A 21,587-nucleotide genomic window follows, 5' to 3' on the forward strand; every position below is an offset into this window, starting at 1 on the left:
AAAATAGCAAAAGGCGGCTTCAGACAGAAGCTGCCTTTTGCATTAGGGAGAAATTAACAATAGGAATTTACTATTATCCATAGTGATGTTAGCTATACGGGGCATAATCTCAAAGTATTTTACACGAAAACCGGGATTGCTTATAATACGACTTGCAAGTTAATAAAGTAACAAGCAGAAGTTGAGGGAAAAAATCTAAAATATCCCGCTGCGAATGGTTAGTGAAACCCTAATGATTAACTCAGAGGAGCTGATATGATTATGAAAAGAACGGCACTCACCAATAAGGTATTGGTATTAGGCATTGACGGTATGGACCCAAGAATTAGCCGCAAATACCTGGCCGAAGGAAAAATGCCTAATCTGCAAAAGTTCATTGAGCGCGGATCTTCCCGAGAAGATCTTAGACTGCTTGGGGCAATCCCAACTATTACACCTCCCTGTTGGACAACCCTTGCTACTGGTGCTTATCCGGGAACTCATGGCATCACCTGCTATTGGAGACAATCCCCAGAAAGCTTAGACGCAGTAGTATACAATATGGATTCCCGCAATTGTACAGCAGAACAAATGTGGAATATTACTGCTGAGGCAGGCTTAAAGACTTTGGTATGGCACTGGCCCGGGAGCTCTTGGCCTCCGACCACTCAAAGTAAAAACCTCAGTGTAGTGGATGGAACTCAGCCTGGTTCCGTAAACATGGGTGTTGCTCAGCTGGATTGGGAAAAAGTGATCATTGCTTCTCCTGAATTTGAAGAAGTGCGTTACGCTCCAAGAGTGGAACAACAAGCCGGTGTAGGTTGTATTATTTCTGATTTAGAAGCTACCATCGGCGCTACTGATGAAGATGACGAACTTATGGAGCTTTGGTGGGGTGATACAGCACGTCAAGGCGGCGAAATTCGCACCTACGTTATGGATGACGAAGATACAGAAGTTGTTATCGGCAGCAAGGTAGCTTATGATATTGTAAACTCTCCTCTTAAAGATGCTTCAGGCTGGGCGAATGCTCCAGAAGGAGCTAAAGAGTTCACCATCATTACTTCGAGTGGTGTTATGAGACGCCCTGCTCTAATTCTCAAAAATGAAGCCGGGGAATATGATCGGGTTGCCATTTACAAGAATAAGAAAGCTGAAAAGCCAATCGTTACTTTAGAAGTTGGCAAAATGGTTACCGGTATCATCGATGATGTCACTAAAAAAGAAGTGACGAAACCTGGCTGCCGTTCAATGAAGATTTTAGAGCTTGATCCAGCCGGAAACAAAGTCAGAGTTTGGATCAGCAACGCTCTTGATATCGCTAATGACCAATTATGGCATCAAAAATCCCTTTACCAAGACATTGTTAAAAATGTTGGTGAGGTTCCCCCTGTCAGCTTAATCGGCGGAGAAAACGACGAATTAGTTCGCGAAGTCTTTGCACCCTCTTGGGATATCTACTGCAAATGGCAAGCAGACAGCATGAATTATTTAATCAAAGAAAAAGGCTATGAGGTCGTCTTCTCCCATCTTCACAATATCGACTGCGCGGGCCATCAATTATGGCATCTTGCGAAAACCCTGCCTAATTGGGAACACACCGACGAAGTAGTATACCAAGGGTTTATCGAAAAATTCTACACCCAAACCGATGAGTACTTTGGTGAATTTATCCATTTGCTGGATGAAGGCTGGACAGTGTTGCTTGTAAGTGATCATGGACTTATCGTTGGGGAAAACGTGCCTCCGATTATCGGGGAATATGGCGGACTCAATACTAAGGTCATGGAAGACTTGGGTTATACTGTTATGAAAAAAGACGAAAACGGCAACTCCATCCGCGAAGTGGATTGGGAAAAGACAAGAGCTGTTCAGATCCGCAGCAACTATATCTATATTAATCTCAAGGGCCGCGACAAATATGGCATCGTGGATCCTAAGGATAAATATGATTTAGAAGAACAAATTATTTCAGATCTCTATAATTACAGAGATGAAAGAACCGGCAAGCGTGTTATCGGAATTTGTCTCAGAAACAAAGATGCAGTGTTGATTGGCGCTAATGGACCTGAATGCGGTGATATCTTCTTCTCGGTAGAAGAAGGATACAACCGTCTGCATGGTGACAGCATCTCAACCTCAGAAGGATATTTTGACACATCTGTTTCACCTGTCTTTGTAGCCGCAGGTGCTGGTATTAAGTCTGGATTTACAACCGATCGTACTATCAGACAAGTGGATGTTACACCTTCCATTGCCATGCTGCTGGGGCTAAGATTCCCTGCACAGTGCGAAGGAGCTCCAATCTATCAAATTTTCTCTGAAGAAGTCTAATAAACTGCCCTATGCGCAGCTATCAGAAAACAGCTGATAGCTGCCTTTTCTGACAGAATCAGCTCTTTTCGGAAACACAGGACACTTGCTGTCATTCCTTGGCTAGCGCCTGAAGGCTTCTCCGCTAAGTTAACTAGTGCGAAGACAGTGTTTTGGGGCGCTAGCCAAATTTTCTAATATTTCTAATGGAAAAAGTTAATGACAAGACTATAAACTGTTAATGATACAATTATAGTTCTTTTAAAAATATAAAAATTTTATTTAAAGGAGTGTTAAGACTATGTCTTTACAACAATTAAATTCCAATCGTTTCGAAGAAATTATCTATGATAATTGTGAACCCTGTTTAGTTATCTTTTCAAGGAAAGATTGTCATGTGTGTAAAGAAGTTGTGCCCATGCTGGATGAATTAAAGCCTCAATATGAAGGTAAATTCGGTTTTTATTATGTTGATGTTGAAGAAGATAAGAATTTATTCCAACGTTTTTCTCTAAAAGGTGTTCCCCAAATTCTCTTTTTCAATGATGGAGAGTATCAAGGTAAACTAGCCGGCAAAGTTGAGGAAGAAGCTGTCGAAGAGAAAATTGAGGAAGTTCTGGGAGCTTAAGCAAATAGAATGAGGGGGATGTTGGAGTCGTGGAAACTAGTTATGATTTGATTGTTATCGGAGGCGGACCGGCCGGCTTAGCTGCAGCTATTTATGGGGGCAGGGCTAAGCTTAAGACGCTGGTACTTAATAAAGGAACCGTTGGCGGGTTAGTAAATACCACCAGAGAAATCGTCAATTATCCAGGCTATTCCCATGTCAGCGGACCGGATCTTATGAAAGATTTCAAGAAGCATGCCGAACACTTTAATGTTGAATTTTTAAAAGGAGAAGTTGTCGGTGTAGATTTTTCACAAGAGGATAAAGTCATTAAAACCAAAAAGGACCAGGAGTTAACAGCGAAAGCTGTGATTGTTGCCTGCGGCAGTGAGCCGAGAATGTTAAACATTCCCGGTGAAAAAACTTTGCGGGGAAGCGGAGTCGCATACTGTGCAACCTGTGATGCCGAGTTCTTTGAAGGGGAAGATGTTGTTGTCATTGGCAGCGGCGATCAGGCCATTGAAGAAGGGATGTACATCACTAAATTTGCCCGTAAAGTAACTGTGATTGTTCTCCATGACGAAGGAATTCTTGACTGCAATAAAGTCAGTGCTGAAAGAGCCTTCAATAACGAAAAAATGGAATTTGTTTGGAATTCTACCATTGAAGAAGTTCTTGGCGATGGCAATGTGGAAGGTGTAAAACTTAAGAACTTAAAAACCGGTGCCTCATCGGAACTCTCCTGCCAGGGTGTGTTCTTCTTTGTTGGCATGATCCCCTCAACGGGTTTCTTAAAAGACAGCGGGCTTGAAATGGATAAACGCGGGTTTATTCCTGTCAACGAAAGTATGGAAACGAACTTAGAAGGGGTCTATGCTGCAGGCGATAATATAGTTAAATATTTAAGACAAGTTGCTTCCGCTGTCGGCGATGGTGCAACTGCAGCCGTAGCTGCCGAGAGATATCTGGAAGAGCTGCATCACTTCAATTCAAACATCCTGCAAAATGATAAGAAAGTACTATTGTTATTCTTTAACGCCTTAGTCAATGAAAGCCTGGAATTCAGCAGTTTATTAGAAGGAATTCTCAGTGAACGTGATGATGACTATAAACTGTTTAAAGTTGACATGGCTACTAAGAAGAGCCTTGCCGGCAAGTATGGCATAGAACAAGCACCGGCAGTAGTTGTACTGGACAAAGGAGAAGAGATTAAACGTCTGGACTGCAGTATGGATAAAAGAAAAACTAAATCTCAATTATTCTAACCTTATCCATCAGAGGCTAGTGCTTATCAATTGACCAAGATGATTAACGACCGCAAATGACATTTGCTGGTCGTTTTTTTAACTTCAACTTAACGATCCCTTAATTAGAGATTAATGTTTAGGTCCTATACTAATTGTAATGAAATAACAAGTTTCTGATCGACTAAACATTAAGTCGTATAGATGAGCGAGATGCCGGAAGCATCTCGCTCATCAGCATATTTGCTCTAATCAACTAGAAAACCTGTTTGTAATTTAATTTGGTGTTTAAAGTTGGTGATAAGGAATTGGTTGTGGTAGAATATAATGGAAATATTATAATGTTAAAGTGATGAATGTAATTATATAATAAACGTTTACTTTTAATTTCAATTTTTACATATCATTTTTTAAGGTCGGAGGTGGTGAGTGCAAAAGATTGTGACAATTATCACGATTGAAATATATTTGAATTTCCCCTTAAAGAGGGTGGAAGCGAAAGGAACGATTGAACAGTGATAGCTAAGAAAAAAATGAATCGGAGTGTATTAGTGCTGGTCATTTTCTTAATAGTAATTTCTATGGGAATTGGGAGCTTTAACATCATGAAAATTATTGCCGCTGAAGAAACCAATATGGATTTATATACGGCAACCTTAAATGCCAATTATGATCAAAATATTCGCTTGGTAACTCAACAGGCAATCAGCACATTGGACAGCATTTATCAACTGCAACAGCAGGGCAAATTGACTGAGGCTCAGGCCAAAGACGAAGCCATAGCTATTATGACCAACATGAGATATGGTGATGACGGCAAAGGGTATTTCTGGGGGGATACCACTGAGGGAATATGCGTCTTTCATGGAACCAATCCCAAGGCTCCCGGGACCGACCGCAATAATGCCGTTGATTCAAAAGGGTTCTTATATATGAAAGAGATCTTGAAAGCCGGTCAAAATAATGGCGGGTATGTGAATTATTGGTTTTCCAAGGCGGATCCCAACGATACTCAAGAATATCCAAAACGGGGTTACGCATTAGAATTTAAGCCTTGGAAATGGGTTATTGGGACGGGCAATTATATTAATGATATTAATAAAGTCATAGCCGAGCGGCAGGCAGCTGCGGACAAGGAAATGTGGGAAAATATCGGTTACTCTGTCTTAGGAACTCTGGCGGCCATTATCGTATCCATTGGCCTCGCATTAATGATTAATCGGAAAATATCTCAAAAAATTGCTCCTATGGCCCGTTCTGCCTCCCTGGTAGCTGAAGGGAATTTGGATATCCCCGAGATTCAGGTGACCAGTGATGATGATATCGGACTATTAGGGAAGGCCTTCAACGATATGACAAACCATCTGCGGGAACTAGTAGAAAAGGTGTCCCAGTCATCCGGGCTTGTGGCTTCAACCTCTCAGGAGCTTACTGCTGGTGCTGAACAATCCGCTCAAGCATCCAATCAAATTGCTTCTGCCATTTCTGAGGTTTCTCTAGGAGCAGAAAAGCAGCTAAGTGTGGTTGAAAACACAACCCAAGTGGTTAAACAAATGTTAGTGGGAATAAGTCAGATTCTTGATAGTTCTAAAGTGGTTGCTGATACATCGGAAAAAGCAGCAGCTTCAGCTATAGAGGGCAGTAAAGCCATTGATAAAACCATGGATCAAATGAATAGCATCGAAAAAACCGTCAATAGTTCTGCTCAAGTTATTGACAGCTTAGGAGAACGGTCTAAGGAGATAAGCCAAATTATTGATACTATATCAGGAATCGCTGAACAAACCAATCTTTTGGCCCTCAATGCTGCCATTGAAGCAGCACGAGCAGGAGAACAAGGCCGAGGTTTTGCTGTCGTGGCTGATGAGGTGCGTAAGCTTGCAGAACAATCCAGTGAGGCTGCTGAACAGATTTCAGCCCTCATTACAGAAATTCAAAAAGATACCCAAAAGGCAATAGCGGCTATGAATAAAGGGACCCATGAAGTGTCTCTTGGAACCGAGGTTGTCAACACTGCTGATCGCGCTTTCAAGGATATTAATAATTTAGTGACTTCGGTTTTAAATCAAGTAAGAAATATCACTTCGGAAATCCAACAAACAGCTAATGGAAGCAATCAGATTGAGGACGCCATCGCTGAAATTAATGAAGTTAGCAGTAGTATTGCAGCCCAAACTCAAACTGTTTCAGCTGCAACGGAAGAGCAAGCGGCTACAATTGAGGAAATTGCTTCCTCCAGCCAAATGCTCTCTAAAATGGCCCAAGATTTAAAGATGTCTTTGACCAGATTTCAGGTATGAGGTCAGTAGCTTAACCTAACCATTAAGTAGTTTCCATAAACATATTAAAGAACTTAATTTATATAGATTAGGTTCTTTTTTTACTTTAAAAAACTTGGCGACAGCAAAGTCTTCTAAATTATCGACGAAGATAAAAGAAATGTTGAAAAAAGCAAATGTTGGGTTTATAGTGTATGCTATATTTTATTTTTTTATTGTTCAGCAGCCCAGTATATTTATAATGGATATCAGATAGGAAAGTAAAAGGAGAAGAATGCTTTGGAGCAAGATTCTTATTCTTGGGAGACAAATTACTGGATAAAAAGTGGTTGGAAAATCCGATGTAATAATTTTCCTGACGAAATATACTTTGATTTTCCAACTAAGACTAAAAGTCTAAGCTTAACTGGAACGGCTTGTTCTCTCAATTGTGCCCATTGTGGCGGACATTACCTCAGAGGAATGATTGATGCTAAAGAACTGTCCTCACAGCTGCCCGAAGAGCTTCCCTTTACCAGCGCGTTAATCAGCGGTGGATGTAATGTTGAAGGTAAGGTTCCTTTTTGGAACAACTTAGACCTCTTATACATGCTGAAGGCAAGGAATGCTCGTTTGAATTTTCATGTAGGACTAATTAACAAGAAAGAGATCCAGTTGCTCAAGGGACTAGCTAATGTGGTTTCTTTTGATTTTGTTGGAGATGAAGATACTATTCGTGAAGTATACGGCCTTGAACACAAACTAGAGGATTATATTCGTGTTTATAAGGATTTACGAAAGTATGTGAAGATAATTCCTCACTTAACCCTTGGCTTAAAGGGCGGGATTTGGAGTGGTGAGGAAAGGGCATTGGAAATTCTTGAGGATATAGGCTTAGAGGGGTTGGTGTTGAATGTATTTATTCCAACTAAAGGTACTCTTTACGCTGACCGAGAACCTCCTAAGTTGGAAGAGGTCATCTGTTTTCTGGCTAAAGCAAGAATACGCTTGCCAAAAATCTCTCTTGCCCTTGGCTGTATGCGCCCTAAAGGGAATTATCGTCAAAAGCTTGATGAAGCTGCGGTAGGATTGGGAATCAACAGAATTGTGATACCTACTCCGAGAGCTCGGCAATTAGCGGAAGAAAAAGGATTGCTAGTCAAATGGGGAGAGGAGTGTTGCGCTTTATGATTCGTTGTTCTGCAGGAACTGCAAAAGTACTAGGTTTAAATAACATAAAAACAGATACCTTGCCAACGACAGCTTATTTAATGGTGGGAGACCACTGTAAGTTTAATTGTGCCTTTTGTTCTCAAGCCCGTGAGAGCAGGTCAAAGACTAATTTACTTTCTAGAGTGGTTTGGCCGGAATTTGATGACCACGAGGTTATGCGGAGTTTGCATTTACCGGAAGCCCAAAAAGTTATGCAAAGGGTTTGTTTTCAAGTTGTCCAAGATGGCAAGGCTTTGCAGGAAGTTTCAAGCTTTGTATCAACCTTAAAGAATAAGAGCCCCGAAATGCCCGTTTGCGTCTCTGCAGGGCCTCGAAGCCTCAATGAGATTGGTGATTTGCTTAAACATGGTGTAGACCGTGTAAGTTTAGCACTTGATGCTGCAACTCCAGAGGTATTTGCAAGGACCAAAGATGGATCCTGGCAAAGTCGTTATGAATTGCTCCTACAAGCTGCAGAAATGTTTCCAGGGCATATTGGGACTCACCTTATTGTAGGATTAGGGGAAACAGAGGAGGAAATGGTTAGGATTATTCAACAAATGTATGACAAAGGAATCACTGTAGCCTTGTTCGCATTTACACCTATAAAAGGGACCCGTATGGAACATTTACCCAAACCAGAGTTGGAACATTATCGCCGAATACAGGCTGCCCACTACCTAATCCGGAGAAAATATGCCCGAGAAGATGATTTTATCCTTCGATCCGGCAGAATTGTAAGCTTTTCCATAAATTTAGAGCAGCTTTGGACCTATCTCTCGACAGGTGAGGCTTTCCAGACCTCCGGTTGTCCAGGCTGTAATCGTCCTTATTATAACGAATCTCCCAGGGAAGAATTGTATAACTACCCAAGGCCACTTACTTCTGAAGAAGTTAAAAGTTCCTGGACGGAACTAATATCTGGGATAGAATAGTGGGTATAAAGATGAAAACATGGAGATATTTGCCTTACTCAGTGCACACTGGCGCTGAGAATATGGCCATAGACGAAGCCATTATGGATGGAATGAAAAATAATCACGATGCTCAACCGGTTTTGCGGTTTTACGGCTGGGAGCCTGCTACCCTATCTTTGGGCTATTCTCAAAGCTATTCTAGAGAAGTCAATGCAGAGGCCTGCCGCCAAGCCAATATTGATGTAGTACGGAGGCCAACCGGTGGCAGGGCAGTGCTGCATCAGTATGAACTAACCTATAGTGTCATTGTCCCCGAGTCTGAGGACAATTTTAAGGGGACTATTATCCAGTCCTATTTAAAAATAAGCGAAGCATTGTTAAAAGGGATAAAGGCTGTCGGAGTGTCGGCTGAAATAGTTGCCCAGGCAAGGTCTTCTCATATGGGAACAGCGGCTTGCTTTGATGCGCCTTCGTGGTATGAATTGGCAGTAGGGGGGAAAAAGCTCGTTGGGAGCGCCCAAATGCGCAAAGATGGGATTCTCTTGCAACATGGATCTATCATATTTCACTTTGATACAGAACTCCTGTTCAGTCTTTTGAAATTATCCAACGAAGAGGTCCGTCAACGTCTGATAAAGAGCTTTAAGACCAAGGCTTGTGCCCTGGATGAAGTATGGACTCGGCCTGTGACGATTGAGGAGTTAGAAAGAGAAACTTGTCTTGGCTTTGAGGAGATTTTGGGTATAAATCTAATCCCTGCAGTGCTGACTAATGAAGAAAAAGATACCTCACAAAGGCTAGTTCAAAAATACAGCTCGCTGGAGTGGACTATGAAACGGTGATTTACGATTGTCGAAGACCGTACTTTTCTAAATGTCGATATAATGTTGTCCTAGCAATACCCAATTGGCGAGCTGTTGCAGAAAGATTGCCACCCGTTTCCTTTAAAAGGCTAATTAGTACAGCCTTTTTGTTACTATTTGCAAATTCCTGCCAGTTTTCCTCGGAGGATAAATTCCTAGCCAAAGGGGAGCTATGCGTTAATGCCCTTTGAATATAGTCAGGAAAGTCTTCCATTAGAATCGTACACTCTAGGCAAAATAACACTGCGTGTTCAATGCTGTTTTGTAATTCTCGAACATTGCCAGGCCAGTTATAAGTATTGATTAAAAAATCCCGAACTTGACGATCGATCTTAAGACATGGCTTACTATATTTAGAAGCGAATTGTTTTAAAAAATGATCTATTAACAATGGAATATCACCTCGGCGTTCTCGTAGTGATGGGATGGTGATACTTACTACATTTAATCTGTAATAAAAATCCTCGCGAAATAACCCATCCTTTACTAGCTTTTCGAGATTATGGTGAGTAGCAGCGATGATTTTTACGTCAACGGGTATGGGGGTTGACCCTCCTAACCTTACGACTTCCCGTTCTTGGAGAACCCGTAACAGATGAACTTGAAATCGAAGAGGCATTTCCCCAATTTCATCGAGGAACAAGGTTCCATGATGGGCCTCTTCAAATTTACCTTTGCGTCCTCCTTTGACCGCCCCAGTGAACGTTCCCGGGTCGTATCCGAAAAGCTCACTAGACAGCAGCTCATTTGGTATAGCTCCACAATTTAGAGCCACGAAAGGACCTTTGCTGCGGTCGCTGATTTCATGGATTGATTTGGCAAAAACTTCTTTGCCGGACCCGCTTTCTCCAAGCAATAAGATTGGGACATTTGATTGAGCGACAATATTACATTGGGTTATTGATGAAAGAATCTGGCTCGATTTTCCGATGATTTTGCTCCACGGGGTGCTCTGGAGCTTGGCCCATGTTTCCTTTTGATGAGATTGGCCGGAGGATACCTTTTGCTCTGATTGGCTAAGTATTAGGATGAAGCCTATACGTTTGTCTCCTCTGTAGATTTCTTGAACTGATCCTGAAACCCCTAAAGGCTCAATAAAAATCTCATAGTTTTCTTGAGGTTGCACGGGATTAATCTGATGCGTTATGTCTGTAGTGAATTTTTGAGCTGACCATAGCGTTTTCAATTCTATGTCTGTGGTATGGCGAATGTATCCACGCGCACATAGATTAGCCTTGATAGGATTAAAGGCTGAATCAAGTACAATAATCCCATTTTGAGGATACAGAAGAACCGCTGATGCATATTTTTCCAACAACATATGTCTTATTAGGAGTGCTTGTTCATAAAGCTCCTGTTCAATCACCCTAGAAGCCATCATTACCATTCCTAGAGTGTGGGTCTGAGCTTCTTTCCAAGGCCCTGTAATATCAATAACGCCCAGTACCTGCTTTGTAACAGGATCACAAATTGGAGATGAAGAGCAGACCCACTCATGTATTCCTTCACAAAAGTGTTCAGCTGCAAAAATCTGAACAGGATGACCGGTTTTTAAGCTTGTTCCGATGGCGTTAGTTCCAATTGATTCTTCACTCCAGCTAGAACCTAATACAAAATTAATTTTTTCAGCTTGCTTTTTTATTTGCCGATCCCCGTCAAGATAGATTATCCTCCCTAGAGAGTCACTTAAGGTTATTAGGTATCTTGTCTTTTCAGCTTGGACAAACAACTGATTCAAAGTAGTAATAGCATATTTGTAAAGTTTAGAACCACTAATCATGTCTTTGATATCCTCGTCATTAAGCAGATCTTCAGTCCGAATGCGATGAGGATCGATTTTGAAATTCTGACAACGGATCCATGAATCGTAGACAGCAGACTGAATATTAAGAGGATCAGGGGAATGATTAATAAATTTGTACCAAAAATCTTTCAATAATTTCCTGTGCTTTACGAGTCCTCTAGGGCTGAATCTCGCTGATTGCCAACTCATAGAAACCACCCTCTGTATAGATGATAAGTCTGAAAACTCAAAATTGTCGGACTTATTATCTATTCTATGTCAAGCAATCTTGATTAGCAAGTTTTGTCTGCGAATAACTGCAAATAAATCCAGGGAGGTATTCCTTAATATGGAAGACCTCCCTGGATTAAAGACCCTTTCCATGGGAAAGTACTATTAGGCATCTGCTTTGAGTACTACTTTAATCGCATTGTCACGTCGTTCTTCAAAGATATCATACCCCTCAGCAACTTGAGATAATGGGATAGTGTGGGTTATGAGCGGCTTCATATTCAGTTTCCCCTCTTTAATAAGATCGATTAGCTCGGGAATATGATTGGCCTTGACTAGCCCCATTTTAATTGTAATGTTTTGAATCCAGAGAGTTTGCATTTCCAGAAGCTGTGGTTTTTCAAAGACTCCGATCACTGAAACAGTCCCACCTGGTCTTACTCCGGCGATTGCTCCTTTGAAAGTTGGCTCGAATCCATTAGCTTCAACGGTAACATCTGCTCCACGTCCACTAGTAAACTCTTTTAAAGCTTGCGTAACATCCACTTTTTGAGGATTTAGCCCGTAATCCGCCCAACCTTGTTTAATTGCAAAATCAAGCCTGGATTGATCAATGTCTACTGCTACTATTCTAGCAGGACACCATAGGCGAGCAGTTGCCATAGCACACATTCCGACTGGGCCAGACCCGAATACCGCTACAGTATCTCCGGGTTGAATATTACCGTTTTCTGCTCCAAAATAGCCGGTAGAAAGTATATCTCCTACAAACAAGACATCTTCATCAGTTAAGCTATCTGGAATATGGTACATTCCAGAATCGGCGTAAGGAACTCTAACGTAGTCAGCTTGGCAGCCATCAATTTTATAGCCAAAGATCCAACTGCCATTTTCACATCTTGAGTAGATACCGCGTTTACAATAGTAACATTCCATACACTGTGTGATACAAGAAACAGCAACCTTATCACCTTTCTTGAACTTATTTACACCTGTCCCAATTTCTACGACTTCGCCACAAAATTCGTGCCCAATCACTCTTCCCGCTTCTACCTCGGGCAGTCCACCATTTCTGATGTGTTTATCTGTTCCACAAATCGTTGAGGTCGTCACTCTTACTATTGCATCCGTAGGTTTTTGAATAACGGGGTCGGGTACTTGGTCAAGGCTCATTTTTTTTGGACCATGATAAACAAATGCTTTCATTATATCCCCCTCCTGCTATACTTTATTTCAAAATTGAACGAGCAAGTGCTTGTTAAATTTCACCGGTGCTTCCCTCGATATACCATTAACTCACTCCCTTCTTAAGCGATATAATCAGAATATTATTTAATATTCTGATAACTGCAAGTTTAATGCCAGCCATGAAGAATCACAAAATCAGGGTCGAGATGGCTCATTGAACAAATTCATGGTAAATTAAGTTTAAAAATACGACAATTGTAGCGCTACAGATGTGTAGCGCTACAATATTTAGGATTCGTATTGTTCTTTTTACTTGACTCTAACCTAAGGTAAGGCATTATGATGGTTCTTGAGGTGAGAAATTTATGTTGTATACGGTAAAAGAAGCTGCCAATCTAACAGGAATAACTGTTAAAACACTGTATCATTATCATAAAATCGGTTTGCTTACTCCCCAGAGCATTAGTGATGCCGGTTATCGCTTATACAGTATGAAGGAATTGGAGCAACTGCAGCGGATTCTATTCTTTCGTGAACTGGACTTCTCCCTCAAAGATATTAAAAAGGTGCTTGAGGATGAGCCGAGTCGTCAATTGTGCTTAACAAATCAGTATGAACTGCTTTATGCGCGCAGGCAGCGGCTGGATGTATCAACAGCCAGGACTTTGTTACTACCTCAGTGTGGTCGCAGAAGCCTATGCGTCTGCAAGGCAGCAATAGATGATTTGATTAATTTGGGATAAGAAAGATCCACATCCAAGGGGTGTGGATCTTTTCCTTGTGAATATCCAATAATGGTATTTATTCATTATTTTGGGTACTCTAAAATCATGAAATAGGATTGACAGTTGATTCTGAAAACGGTAAAATTGGACAAGTAATGTAACCGTTTACAATGGCTTTGGTTATTTAAAGTTACTACTAAAATTTAACCATTAAACTATTTTGAACGCTGTTATATAAGAGTTTATTCATTATTGGATAGTAATAAATTGTGAATGATTTGGTTTGTAAATGTAACCGATTACAAAACGAATTGCAGGTGTTTTTTCATTGGCAACGATTAGAGATGTAGCACGTTTGGCGGGAGTATCTGTGGCCACAGTCTCCCGGGTAATTAATAAGATGGAATCAGTGAATCCTGAAACTGCCGGCCAGGTATTAAAAGCCATCGAGCAGCTTCAATACGAGCCTAATGCCGTAGCTCGAGGTCTGGCAGGTAAAAGAATGGGGATTATTGCCTTGATCTTGCCGGATATACTGAATCCCTTTTTCCCGGCCCTGGCCCGGGGGGTAGAAGACGTTGCCCATAAGAAAGGATTAACGGTTATTTTAGGCAACTCAGATGATGTGGGCTTAAAAGAGAGTTCTTATATTAAAGCTTTGAAGAAAAAGTACGTCGATGGGTTCATCTTCGCTTCGAATACCATTCGTGAAGAAGATGTGGAAGGGTTAAGAAAAGAACGAATTCCCATTGTGTTGCTGGACAGAGGGCTGGACACGGCATCTTGCGCTGTGATTCGTTCCAATAACCGCCAAGGTGCGAAGCTTGCTGTTCGGCATCTCATCGAGCAAGGCTGCCGGTCTATCGCCCATATTTATGGTCCCCAGGACTTTATCACGGCTCGGGAACGCTTACTGGGCTATGAGGAAGCTGCCGGTGGTTTAAAGGGGTATTCTCCCAGCCTGATGATACCGGGCAATTTTGATATCGAGAGCGGCCGCAAGGCTGTGGAGCAGTTGCTTGCTCGACACTCAAATCTGGATGGGATTTTTGCCGGAAATGATCTCATGGCAGTTGGGGCGCTTAAAGCATTGCATGAGCGGGGAATTAGAGTGCCGGAGCAGGTCAAAGTTTGTGGTTTTGATGGAATTGGTTTAGCAGAAATAACCGAACCGGAACTGACGACCATAGCTCAGCCGGTCTATGAAATGGGAGGACTGGCTGCCCGGATTTTAATCGAAGAGATTGAGAGCGGGATTCGTGATAATCACTTAATAGAATTGGACGTTACGTTAGTACCAAGAAAATCCACCGTCAAAGGAGGAAGCTAAGATGAATCAGCCTCCCAAAGTTGTTGTTATTGGCAGCTTGAACATGGATTTAGTTGTCAAAGCCAGGCGTGCTCCTAAACGTGGAGAAACCGTCATGGGCGATGAAATTCATTTTATTCCCGGCGGCAAGGGTGCCAACCAGGCAGTGGGTTTAGCGCGGCTGGGTGCGGAAATTTCAATGATTGGAGCCGTCGGTTCAGATTCCTTTGGAAGAGAACTCAAAAGGGCCTTGAAAAAGACAGGCGTCAATATAACGGGGGTCAAGGAACATGATTCCCAAGCTACAGGTGTCGCCTCTATTCTCTTAGCAGAAGGGGACAACAGTATTGTTGTAGTTCCCGGTGCGAATGCTTTATGTTTACCTGAAGACTTGGAGGACAATGAAAGAATGATTGCTGAGGCGGATCTGGTCCTTCTGCAATTAGAGATTCCATTGGCAACAGTGGAATACGGTATTCAACTGGCTAAAAAACACGGCAAGATCGTGATGCTGAATCCTGCCCCTGCCCAAAGCCTTTCCCAAGAGCTGCTCAGCCAGGTGGATTATTTAACCCCCAATCGTTCGGAACTTGCTTTGTTGGCAGGTATGCCTGAAGAATCTTCCGTTGCTCAGGGAATCAACCGGTTATTGGACACGGGTGTTACCTGTTGTGTGACGACCTTGGGGGCTGAAGGTGCTGCATTTATGGAAAAAGAGGGGAGCATAACGAAAATATTGGGTCATCAGGTTCCAGTAGTTGATACTACCGGAGCAGGAGATGCCTTTAATGCAGGGCTGGCATATGCTTTGGCTCAGCAGAAATCGATTCGGGAAGCAGCCGAATTTGCAGTTGAAGTTTCAGCTCTGGCCGTAACAAAATTTGGAGCCCAGGGTGGCATGCCAAGGCTGAGAGAGGTCGAAGAGCATTTTACTTTAGGCCAATACAGCGAAAGGGGGGATATTTAAGATGAAAAAGATTGGCATCTTAAATAGTGAGATTTCCCGAGTGATTAGCGAGCTTGGGCATACGGATAAAATTGTCATTGCCGATGCGGGGCTGCCTATTCCTCCTCATGTCAAACGAATTGATTTAGCCTTGAAAGAAGGAGTCCCATCCTTTCTGGAGACCGTGGAGACAATTCTCCAAGAAATGTGTGTCCAAAATGCTTATGTAGCTCAAGAAATGGGATCGGTAAGCAGGATTAAATTGCAGGAACTGACGGCCACACTTCCGGGGGTTCCCATCCGGGTTATGCCCCATGAAGAATTGAAGGCACTTACCCATCAGGCTAAAGCAGTGATTCGCACGGGAGAGTTTACTTCCTACGCCAATGTCGTCCTTGAAGCCGGCGTCATCTTCTGATATCAGTAATGCAATCATCTAGGGAGGGATTCAGATATGGCAGATCTCTTGACGATGGAGAATATCAACAAGAGCTTCAGCGGAATCCAGGTGTTGGAAAATGTTCAGTTTTCCCTTCGCCGAGGAGAAGTCCATGCTCTGATGGGAGAGAATGGAGCGGGCAAATCAACTTTGATGAAAATTCTGTCCGGAATTTATACCAAGGATGCAGGTTCTATTCAAATCGAAGGAACTGAGATTATCCCTTCATCTCCAAGAGCTGCTCAGGACTTGGGAGTAGCAATCATTCATCAGGAACTTAATATGATACCAGATTTGTCAATCCAAGAGAATATGTTTTTAGGCCGGGAGTTTAAATTGGGACGGACGGGATTTATAAACTGGACCAAAATGCGTGCCGAAGCGAAAAACTATCTCCAGCAGCTGGGAATGGATTTGAGTCCCGATAGCCTTGTTGGGGAGCTTTCCGTTGGACAGCAGCAGATGGTGGAAATTGCCAAAGCCCTTTCCATGCATGCCAAAATTCTGATTTTAGACGAGCCGACGGCAGCCTTGACCAAACGAGAAATCGAGAAACTCTTCCAGCTAATTGGGACTTTAAAGAAGCAAGGGGTTGGCATGATTTACATTTCTCACCGGATGGAAGAAATTTTTCAGGTTAGTGATCGGATCACCGTACTGCGTGATGGCCGGTACATCGGCAGTAAAGAGACAAAGTCTATGACTATGGATGAGTTAGTACAGATGATGGTGGGCCGGGAGATCAAAGAACGCTTTCCAAAGGTGAACGTGACTTTTGGTAAAGAATGTCTTCGCGTGGAAGATTTGGCCCAAAAAGGGGTACTTTATGATATTAACCTGATAGTGCGGGCCGGTGAAATCTTAGGGATTGCAGGATTAATGGGGGCAGGTCGGTCGGAATTAGCCAAGGCCTTGTTCGGCGTTGGAAAGTATCAAGGTAAGATTTTTGTTAACGGCAAGCCTGTGACTATTAATAATCCGGCGGATGCCATAAAGGCCGGCTTAGGGTTGATTACCGAAGACCGTAAAGGGGAAGGTCTTGTCACAGAGCTTTCCGTTCGCGAAAATCTCGCTTTGCCGAATTTACGCTCCTTGTCAAGATTTGGGTTTATCAGCCACCGACTGGAGGAGAATTTTGTCAAGGATAGTGTTAGTAAATTAAGGATCAAAGTTCATGATCATGGACAAGAGGTCAGTTCATTAAGTGGGGGAAATCAACAGAAGGTGGTTATTGGCAAATGGCTGGCAACTCAGCCTAAGGTTTTAATTCTTGATGAACCGACGCGAGGCGTAGATATTGGGGCGAAACGAGAAATATATGACTTAATGAATCAGCTTGTTGAGAAAGGAGTTGCAATTATCATGATCTCCTCAGAACTGCCGGAGATTCTTGGCATGAGCGACCGAATTCTCGTCATGCATGAGGGACGTATCACAGGGGAATTTTCAGGTAAAGATGCCACCCAAGAAACAATTATGCTTGCTGCTACAGGAGGGAAAAGTCATGGATAATGTCCGAAAGAAAAGTGGAATTCTGCAGCGCATGGGACCCCTTGTTGGCTTGGCTCTGATTGTTGTTATCTTATCCATTATTGATTCGGATTTTATGACGATGGGCAATATTTTCAATGTCCTGCGTCAGGTTTCAATTAATGCTTTACTTGCTTTTGGCATGACCTTTGTCATTTTGACAGGAGGGATTGACCTTTCCGTCGGCTCGATTATTGCCCTTTCCAGCGCTTTTGCAGCCGGGATGATGGCTTCAGGAGGAAACTCTTGGCTGGCAATTGGGATTGCAGTGTTATCCGGAACCTTAATGGGGGCAATCAATGGAGTTGTTATTGCCCGGGGAAAGGTTGCGCCGTTTATCGCTACATTAGCAACTATGACGATTTTTCGAGGTTTTACGTTAGTTTATACAGAAGGAAAGCCCATCACCGGATTCCCGGATGTTTTCGGCTTAATTGGACGCGGATATATCTTTGATATTCCCATGCCCGTTATCTGGATGCTCTTAGCCTTTGGGGTACTTTACATCATACTGAAATTTACCTCCTTTGGCAGGCATGTTTTCGCCTTAGGGGGAAATGAAGAGGCTACACGTCTTTCCGGAATCAATACTAATCGAGTCAAAGTTCTGGTTTACGGTATCAGCGGTTTAATGGCATCTTTGAGTGGAATTATCCTTACATCACGCTTAAATTCCGCTCAGCCGACGGCAGGTGCTTCTTATGAACTTGATGCTATCGCAGCGGTAGTACTAGGAGGCACCAGCCTGTCGGGCGGAAAAGGGTGGATTGCCGGAACCTTGATTGGTGCTATGATCATCGGAATTTTGGATAACGGCTTGAATCTATTGGACGTTTCATCATTTTATCAGCAGGTTGTTAAAGGCGGGGTTATCTTGCTGGCAGTCCTGTTGGATCGATCAAAAAAATAATCAGAGCAACTTTGAAGCCGAAGAAAACTAGGGAAATCTCCAACTTTAGCAGCAATTGATTCTAAGGTTGTGGATATAGAGGGTTCTTAGAGGGGGAGGATGTGTAGGCTTAGAAGCAAGACTTAGTATAGCAATGTTTGGTTTCACTCTATAACATGGTGCTTAGCCACCTAGCGAAAGGAAGAAGAAAAATGAAAAGAAACAAAAGTCTATGGATGATGGTTCTGGTAGTTCTGATGTCTATTAGTCTTATTGGCTGTGGGACGACAAAATCTAATTTAGAAGACAAAGACACAGCAAAACCGGCGGACAAAATAACCATTGGTTTTTCGATTTCCACCTTAAATAATCCTTTCTTCGTTACTCTTAAAGAAGGTGCCGAAAAGGCTGCCAGTGAGGCCGGTGCCGATCTGTTGGTAGTGGATGCCGGTGACAATACAGCTAAGCAAATTAGTGACATTGAAGACTTAATTCAGAAAAAAGTCAGCGTTATTCTAATTAACCCAACTGACAGTGATGCCGTAGTTTCAGCTGTGGAATCCGCCAATAAAGCGAATATCCCTGTTATTACTGTTGACAGAGCTTCCAATGGAGGTAAAGTAGTTTCTCATATTGCTTCCGATAATGTAAAAGGCGGCAGCATGGCGGCTGATTATATCATGAAGTCTTTAGGGGATAAAGGAAATATCGTAGAACTGCAAGGGATTGCAGGAACTTCTGCGGCACGGGATCGTGGTCAAGGCTTCCATAATGTTGTCGACGGCAAACAAGGCGTGAAAGTTGTAGCTTCCCAGCCTGCGGATTTTGACCGGGCTAAAGGACTGACGGTTATGGAAAATATCCTGCAAGGGAATAAAGACATCCAAGCTGTGTTTGCTCATAACGATGAAATGGCTCTGGGAGCTCTTAGTGCCATTCAGGCAGCCGGTAGAACAGATATCATGGTTGTTGGCTTTGATGCTACCGATGATGCAGTGAAAGCAGTCAAAGAAGGAAAAATGGCGGCTACTATCGCTCAAAAACCGGAGTTAATCGGCAAAACCTCCTTGGAGACTGCCTTGAAAGTCGCTAAAGGGGAAACGGTTGATGCTAATATCCCAGTGGAGTTAGAACTGGTTACTAAGTAAAACTTTCTCAGAGGATGAAAACAGGAGCGCCCGGGCTTTGGGGTTTATAGATACTTTTGATGCTTGTTCTTGAGCCTATGATTTTTTTAGAGTAGAAATTAGTTTCGTGCTAAACAATACCTTTGTACTTGATTGCCTTTGGAGCACACAGACGGCGTAATTATAAAAAATACGCTTTGAAACACTAATTAAAATTGTTTCAAAGCGTATTTTTATAATTTTAAGATCTCTTAGCGCAACAACCCCTCGGCTATAATATTTCTCACTTTATCAGGCAAATCCGCCGCTTGTTCCTTAGTTAAGCCCTTCGTCGGGATAGGCTCAAAAATGGTGATTTTGACATGAGCTGGCTTGATCAGAAAACCGTTGTTCTCCATGATCTTATACGACCCCTGAATGGCCATTGGTATGATGGGAACTCCGGCTTTTAGGCCTAATTTCAAACTTCCGGGTTTGAATTCTCCCAGAGTGTCCCCTTTGCTGCGAGTACCTTCTGGGAAAATCACCATAGAATAGCCTTCTTTGAGATACGCCGCTGCTTGATTAATAACCTTAAGGGATTGGCGAATATCTGAGCGGTCCATAAAAACACATTTGAGGTGAGTCATCCAAGTGCGGATAAAAGGAATTTTTAATAGCTCTATTTTAGCAATAAAGGCTTTCGGTTTACTGATATAACCAATCAGAATGGGAATATCGAAATTTCCCTGGTGATTGCTTACAAAAAGAACAGGGCCTTCAGCAGGAATGTTTTCCTCTCCGCGGATTTCAACGGTCACGCCTGCCAGATGTACCAGAGAGTGAGCCCATTTCTTGGCGGTTTGGTTTGTGAGCCGGTCATGCTCGTCAATTTTTCCTGATTTAGCTAAGCGGTTGACTTTTAAAAGCGTAGGCTGAATGGCTAGAAGGTATATCCAAAAGTATGTAAACCATGCAAATGTTCGAAAAACCATAATTCTACTCCTTATTGTTTTTAAGTATTATACCAAAAATTAAGAAGCTCAGGAAATAATGAGAATACATAATAAACGAACTGCAAAAAGTTATAAAGGTAAGATTAACCTTGGTGATTGGGTTTTTACCAGAGTATGTGCTGTTCTTTATTTTCCAGAACGAGTTTGAGGGAAGTAATGATATAAATAATTATGATAAAGGCTATGAGAGATACTGAAGGAGCAAAAAAGGCAAAGGGCTGCGCATATAACGTTGTTCCGTGAGCCCACAGGTACCACAAGGACATATTAACATCTCCCTATCATAAATGCGGATTAGTTTGTTGAATAATTCAATTCCCTTAAAAGGTCTTCCCCTGTTTTCGTGATCAGATTATTAATTTGACCTGTAATAAAGAGACCAACGGAAAGTATCATGACCGACAGCTGTAAAGGAAAAGGGGCATACACGTCAATGAATCGTATCAAGCTGACAATGGTTTCATTAGGTTCCATAACCTGTTTTATACTGATTTCAAGGTGCCTAAAATCAATGGTAAGAAAGCCTATGGAAGTATAGCTGTCGATCACAGGAAAATAGATTGACATTTTAGGAAGCAATTTAAAGGGAGCCAGTGAGCGGAGTGCGGGTTTGCCAGTGTTGTCTGCATAATTACCGGCGGCAGATTCAAGAAGTCTGAAGACGCCATCCATGATAACCAGTCCAGACCCGGAAAATAAGAGCAATAAGGTAAGAGGAAAGGGCAGCTGTAATTTTAAAATGTCGAAGATAAGGTAAATGGTCTCATTAGGTTCCATTTGCTGTCGCCAATGGACGTCCACATCTTTATGGCTCGAAATAGAAACACCTATGGCGTTATAAGGCTCAATGAGAAACCAAAAATAAAAGGAAAAAGGGCAAAGTTTAAAAGGATCCAGACGTTTAGCCAAGGTGTGCATTTGTTGAAGCATTCTGCAGCGATAGTCTGCAAAAAAACGATTTTCCAAAATCAGAGCATTATAAAGATTTGGGTGACTGAAGAGATACTTATTCAGATATTGCTGGAAAACTGA

The 21,587-nt window shown here is 42.3% G+C and carries 17 protein-coding genes and 1 pseudogene; 14 read left to right on the forward strand and 4 right to left on the reverse strand.

Translation table 11 applies throughout. The features are described from left to right. Positions 1-261 precede the first annotated feature (261 nt). The 7 genes from DESOR_RS02815 to DESOR_RS02845 all read left to right on the forward strand — a co-directional run bounded on the left by DESOR_RS02815 (position 262) and on the right by DESOR_RS02845 (position 9,372). Positions 262-2,313 carry an alkaline phosphatase family protein gene (locus DESOR_RS02815; protein ID WP_042330740.1) on the forward strand — a complete coding sequence of 684 codons (2,052 nt, stop codon included), beginning with the start codon at positions 262-264 and terminating at the stop codon, positions 2,311-2,313. A 280-nt stretch (positions 2,314-2,593) separates the two neighbouring features. Continuing rightward, positions 2,594-2,920, forward strand: coding sequence for a thioredoxin family protein (locus DESOR_RS02820; RefSeq protein WP_014183101.1), 327 nt, complete (start codon positions 2,594-2,596; stop codon positions 2,918-2,920). A 29-nt stretch (positions 2,921-2,949) separates the two neighbouring features. Beyond that, positions 2,950-4,164: an FAD-dependent oxidoreductase gene (locus tag DESOR_RS02825; RefSeq protein WP_014183102.1), complete on the forward strand. Its 1,215-nt coding sequence runs from the start codon at positions 2,950-2,952 to the stop codon at positions 4,162-4,164. A gap of 494 nt (positions 4,165-4,658) precedes the next feature. Next, complete coding sequence (locus tag DESOR_RS02830; protein WP_148265218.1) at positions 4,659-6,443, forward strand: methyl-accepting chemotaxis protein; 1,785 nt, start codon at positions 4,659-4,661, stop codon at positions 6,441-6,443. A 258-nt stretch (positions 6,444-6,701) separates the two neighbouring features. Further along, the gene (gene lipS1, locus DESOR_RS02835) at positions 6,702-7,592 is read left to right on the forward strand and encodes a LipS1 family lipoyl synthase (RefSeq protein ID WP_014183104.1); all 891 of its coding nucleotides are present in this window, start codon (positions 6,702-6,704) and stop codon (positions 7,590-7,592) included. Further along, the gene (lipS2, locus tag DESOR_RS02840) at positions 7,589-8,548 is read left to right on the forward strand and encodes a LipS2 family lipoyl synthase (protein WP_014183105.1); all 960 of its coding nucleotides are present in this window, start codon (positions 7,589-7,591) and stop codon (positions 8,546-8,548) included. The genes lipS1 and lipS2 overlap by 4 nt, the downstream gene beginning before the upstream one ends. Positions 8,549-8,559: 11 nt before the next feature. Continuing rightward, positions 8,560-9,372, forward strand: a complete 813-nt coding sequence (locus tag DESOR_RS02845; RefSeq protein ID WP_042330742.1) for a lipoate--protein ligase family protein — start codon at positions 8,560-8,562, stop codon at positions 9,370-9,372. A 1-nt stretch (position 9,373) separates the two neighbouring features. Here the strand turns inward: DESOR_RS02845 and DESOR_RS02850 are convergent, their stop codons facing one another. Together DESOR_RS02850 and DESOR_RS02855 are read right to left on the reverse strand one after the other, a co-directional pair. Further along, positions 9,374-11,386: a sigma-54-dependent Fis family transcriptional regulator gene (locus tag DESOR_RS02850; RefSeq protein ID WP_014183107.1), complete on the reverse strand. Its 2,013-nt coding sequence runs from the start codon at positions 11,384-11,386 to the stop codon at positions 9,374-9,376. A 186-nt stretch (positions 11,387-11,572) separates the two neighbouring features. Beyond that, positions 11,573-12,613 (reverse strand): alcohol dehydrogenase, encoded by a 1,041-nt coding sequence (locus DESOR_RS02855; RefSeq protein WP_014183108.1) that lies wholly within the window; start codon positions 12,611-12,613, stop codon positions 11,573-11,575. A 347-nt stretch (positions 12,614-12,960) separates the two neighbouring features. On the opposite strand from DESOR_RS02855, the pseudogene DESOR_RS02860 reads away from it, so the two are divergent. The 7 genes and pseudogenes from DESOR_RS02860 to rbsB form a co-directional block, all read left to right on the forward strand. After that, positions 12,961-13,242, forward strand: a pseudogene (locus DESOR_RS02860) (MerR family transcriptional regulator); the annotation flags it as partial. A 406-nt stretch (positions 13,243-13,648) separates the two neighbouring features. Then, on the forward strand, positions 13,649-14,650 hold the full coding sequence (locus DESOR_RS02865) for a LacI family DNA-binding transcriptional regulator (protein ID WP_014183110.1): 1,002 nt from the start codon (positions 13,649-13,651) through the stop codon (positions 14,648-14,650). A 1-nt stretch (position 14,651) separates the two neighbouring features. Further along, the gene (gene rbsK / locus DESOR_RS02870) at positions 14,652-15,596 is read left to right on the forward strand and encodes a ribokinase (protein WP_014183111.1); all 945 of its coding nucleotides are present in this window, start codon (positions 14,652-14,654) and stop codon (positions 15,594-15,596) included. A gap of 1 nt (position 15,597) precedes the next feature. Beyond that, positions 15,598-15,993, forward strand: coding sequence for a D-ribose pyranase (gene rbsD / locus DESOR_RS02875; RefSeq protein WP_014183112.1), 396 nt, complete (start codon positions 15,598-15,600; stop codon positions 15,991-15,993). Between the two features lie 36 nt (positions 15,994-16,029). Further along, positions 16,030-17,526: a sugar ABC transporter ATP-binding protein gene (locus DESOR_RS02880; RefSeq protein WP_014183113.1), complete on the forward strand. Its 1,497-nt coding sequence runs from the start codon at positions 16,030-16,032 to the stop codon at positions 17,524-17,526. Next, complete coding sequence (locus DESOR_RS02885) at positions 17,519-18,454, forward strand: ABC transporter permease subunit (RefSeq protein ID WP_014183114.1); 936 nt, start codon at positions 17,519-17,521, stop codon at positions 18,452-18,454. The genes DESOR_RS02880 and DESOR_RS02885 overlap by 8 nt, the downstream gene beginning before the upstream one ends. A 191-nt stretch (positions 18,455-18,645) precedes the next feature. Further along, on the forward strand, positions 18,646-19,581 hold the full coding sequence (gene rbsB / locus DESOR_RS02890; RefSeq protein WP_014183115.1) for a ribose ABC transporter substrate-binding protein RbsB: 936 nt from the start codon (positions 18,646-18,648) through the stop codon (positions 19,579-19,581). A gap of 230 nt (positions 19,582-19,811) precedes the next feature. On the opposite strand, the gene DESOR_RS02895 is transcribed toward rbsB, so the two are convergent. Beyond that, complete coding sequence (locus DESOR_RS02895; RefSeq protein ID WP_014183116.1) at positions 19,812-20,534, reverse strand: lysophospholipid acyltransferase family protein; 723 nt, start codon at positions 20,532-20,534, stop codon at positions 19,812-19,814. A gap of 315 nt (positions 20,535-20,849) precedes the next feature. Beyond that, positions 20,850-21,485 carry a hypothetical protein gene (locus tag DESOR_RS02900; RefSeq protein WP_158308999.1) on the reverse strand — a complete coding sequence of 212 codons (636 nt, stop codon included), beginning with the start codon at positions 21,483-21,485 and terminating at the stop codon, positions 20,850-20,852. Between the last annotated feature and the right edge of the window lie 102 nt (positions 21,486-21,587).

The sequence above is a fragment of the Desulfosporosinus orientis DSM 765 genome (assembly GCF_000235605.1).
Taxonomy (GTDB): domain Bacteria; phylum Bacillota; class Desulfitobacteriia; order Desulfitobacteriales; family Desulfitobacteriaceae; genus Desulfosporosinus; species Desulfosporosinus orientis.

Coding starts and splice junctions, on each gene's coding strand:
- DESOR_RS02815 (WP_042330740.1), top strand. CDS start 262: ATGAAAAGAACGGCACTCACCAATAAGGTATTGGTATTAGGCATTGAC.
- DESOR_RS02820 (WP_014183101.1), top strand. CDS start 2,594: ATGTCTTTACAACAATTAAATTCCAATCGTTTCGAAGAAATTATCTAT.
- lipS2 (WP_014183105.1), top strand. CDS start 7,589: ATGATTCGTTGTTCTGCAGGAACTGCAAAAGTACTAGGTTTAAATAAC.
- DESOR_RS02845 (WP_042330742.1), top strand. CDS start 8,560: ATGAAAACATGGAGATATTTGCCTTACTCAGTGCACACTGGCGCTGAG.
- DESOR_RS02850 (WP_014183107.1), bottom strand. CDS start 11,386: ATGAGTTGGCAATCAGCGAGATTCAGCCCTAGAGGACTCGTAAAGCAC.
- DESOR_RS02855 (WP_014183108.1), bottom strand. CDS start 12,613: ATGAAAGCATTTGTTTATCATGGTCCAAAAAAAATGAGCCTTGACCAA.
- rbsK (WP_014183111.1), top strand. CDS start 14,652: ATGAATCAGCCTCCCAAAGTTGTTGTTATTGGCAGCTTGAACATGGAT.
- rbsD (WP_014183112.1), top strand. CDS start 15,598: ATGAAAAAGATTGGCATCTTAAATAGTGAGATTTCCCGAGTGATTAGC.
- DESOR_RS02880 (WP_014183113.1), top strand. CDS start 16,030: ATGGCAGATCTCTTGACGATGGAGAATATCAACAAGAGCTTCAGCGGA.
- DESOR_RS02885 (WP_014183114.1), top strand. CDS start 17,519: ATGGATAATGTCCGAAAGAAAAGTGGAATTCTGCAGCGCATGGGACCC.
- rbsB (WP_014183115.1), top strand. CDS start 18,646: ATGAAAAGAAACAAAAGTCTATGGATGATGGTTCTGGTAGTTCTGATG.
- DESOR_RS02895 (WP_014183116.1), bottom strand. CDS start 20,534: ATGGTTTTTCGAACATTTGCATGGTTTACATACTTTTGGATATACCTT.
- DESOR_RS02900 (WP_158308999.1), bottom strand. CDS start 21,485: ATGCTTCAACAAATGCACACCTTGGCTAAACGTCTGGATCCTTTTAAA.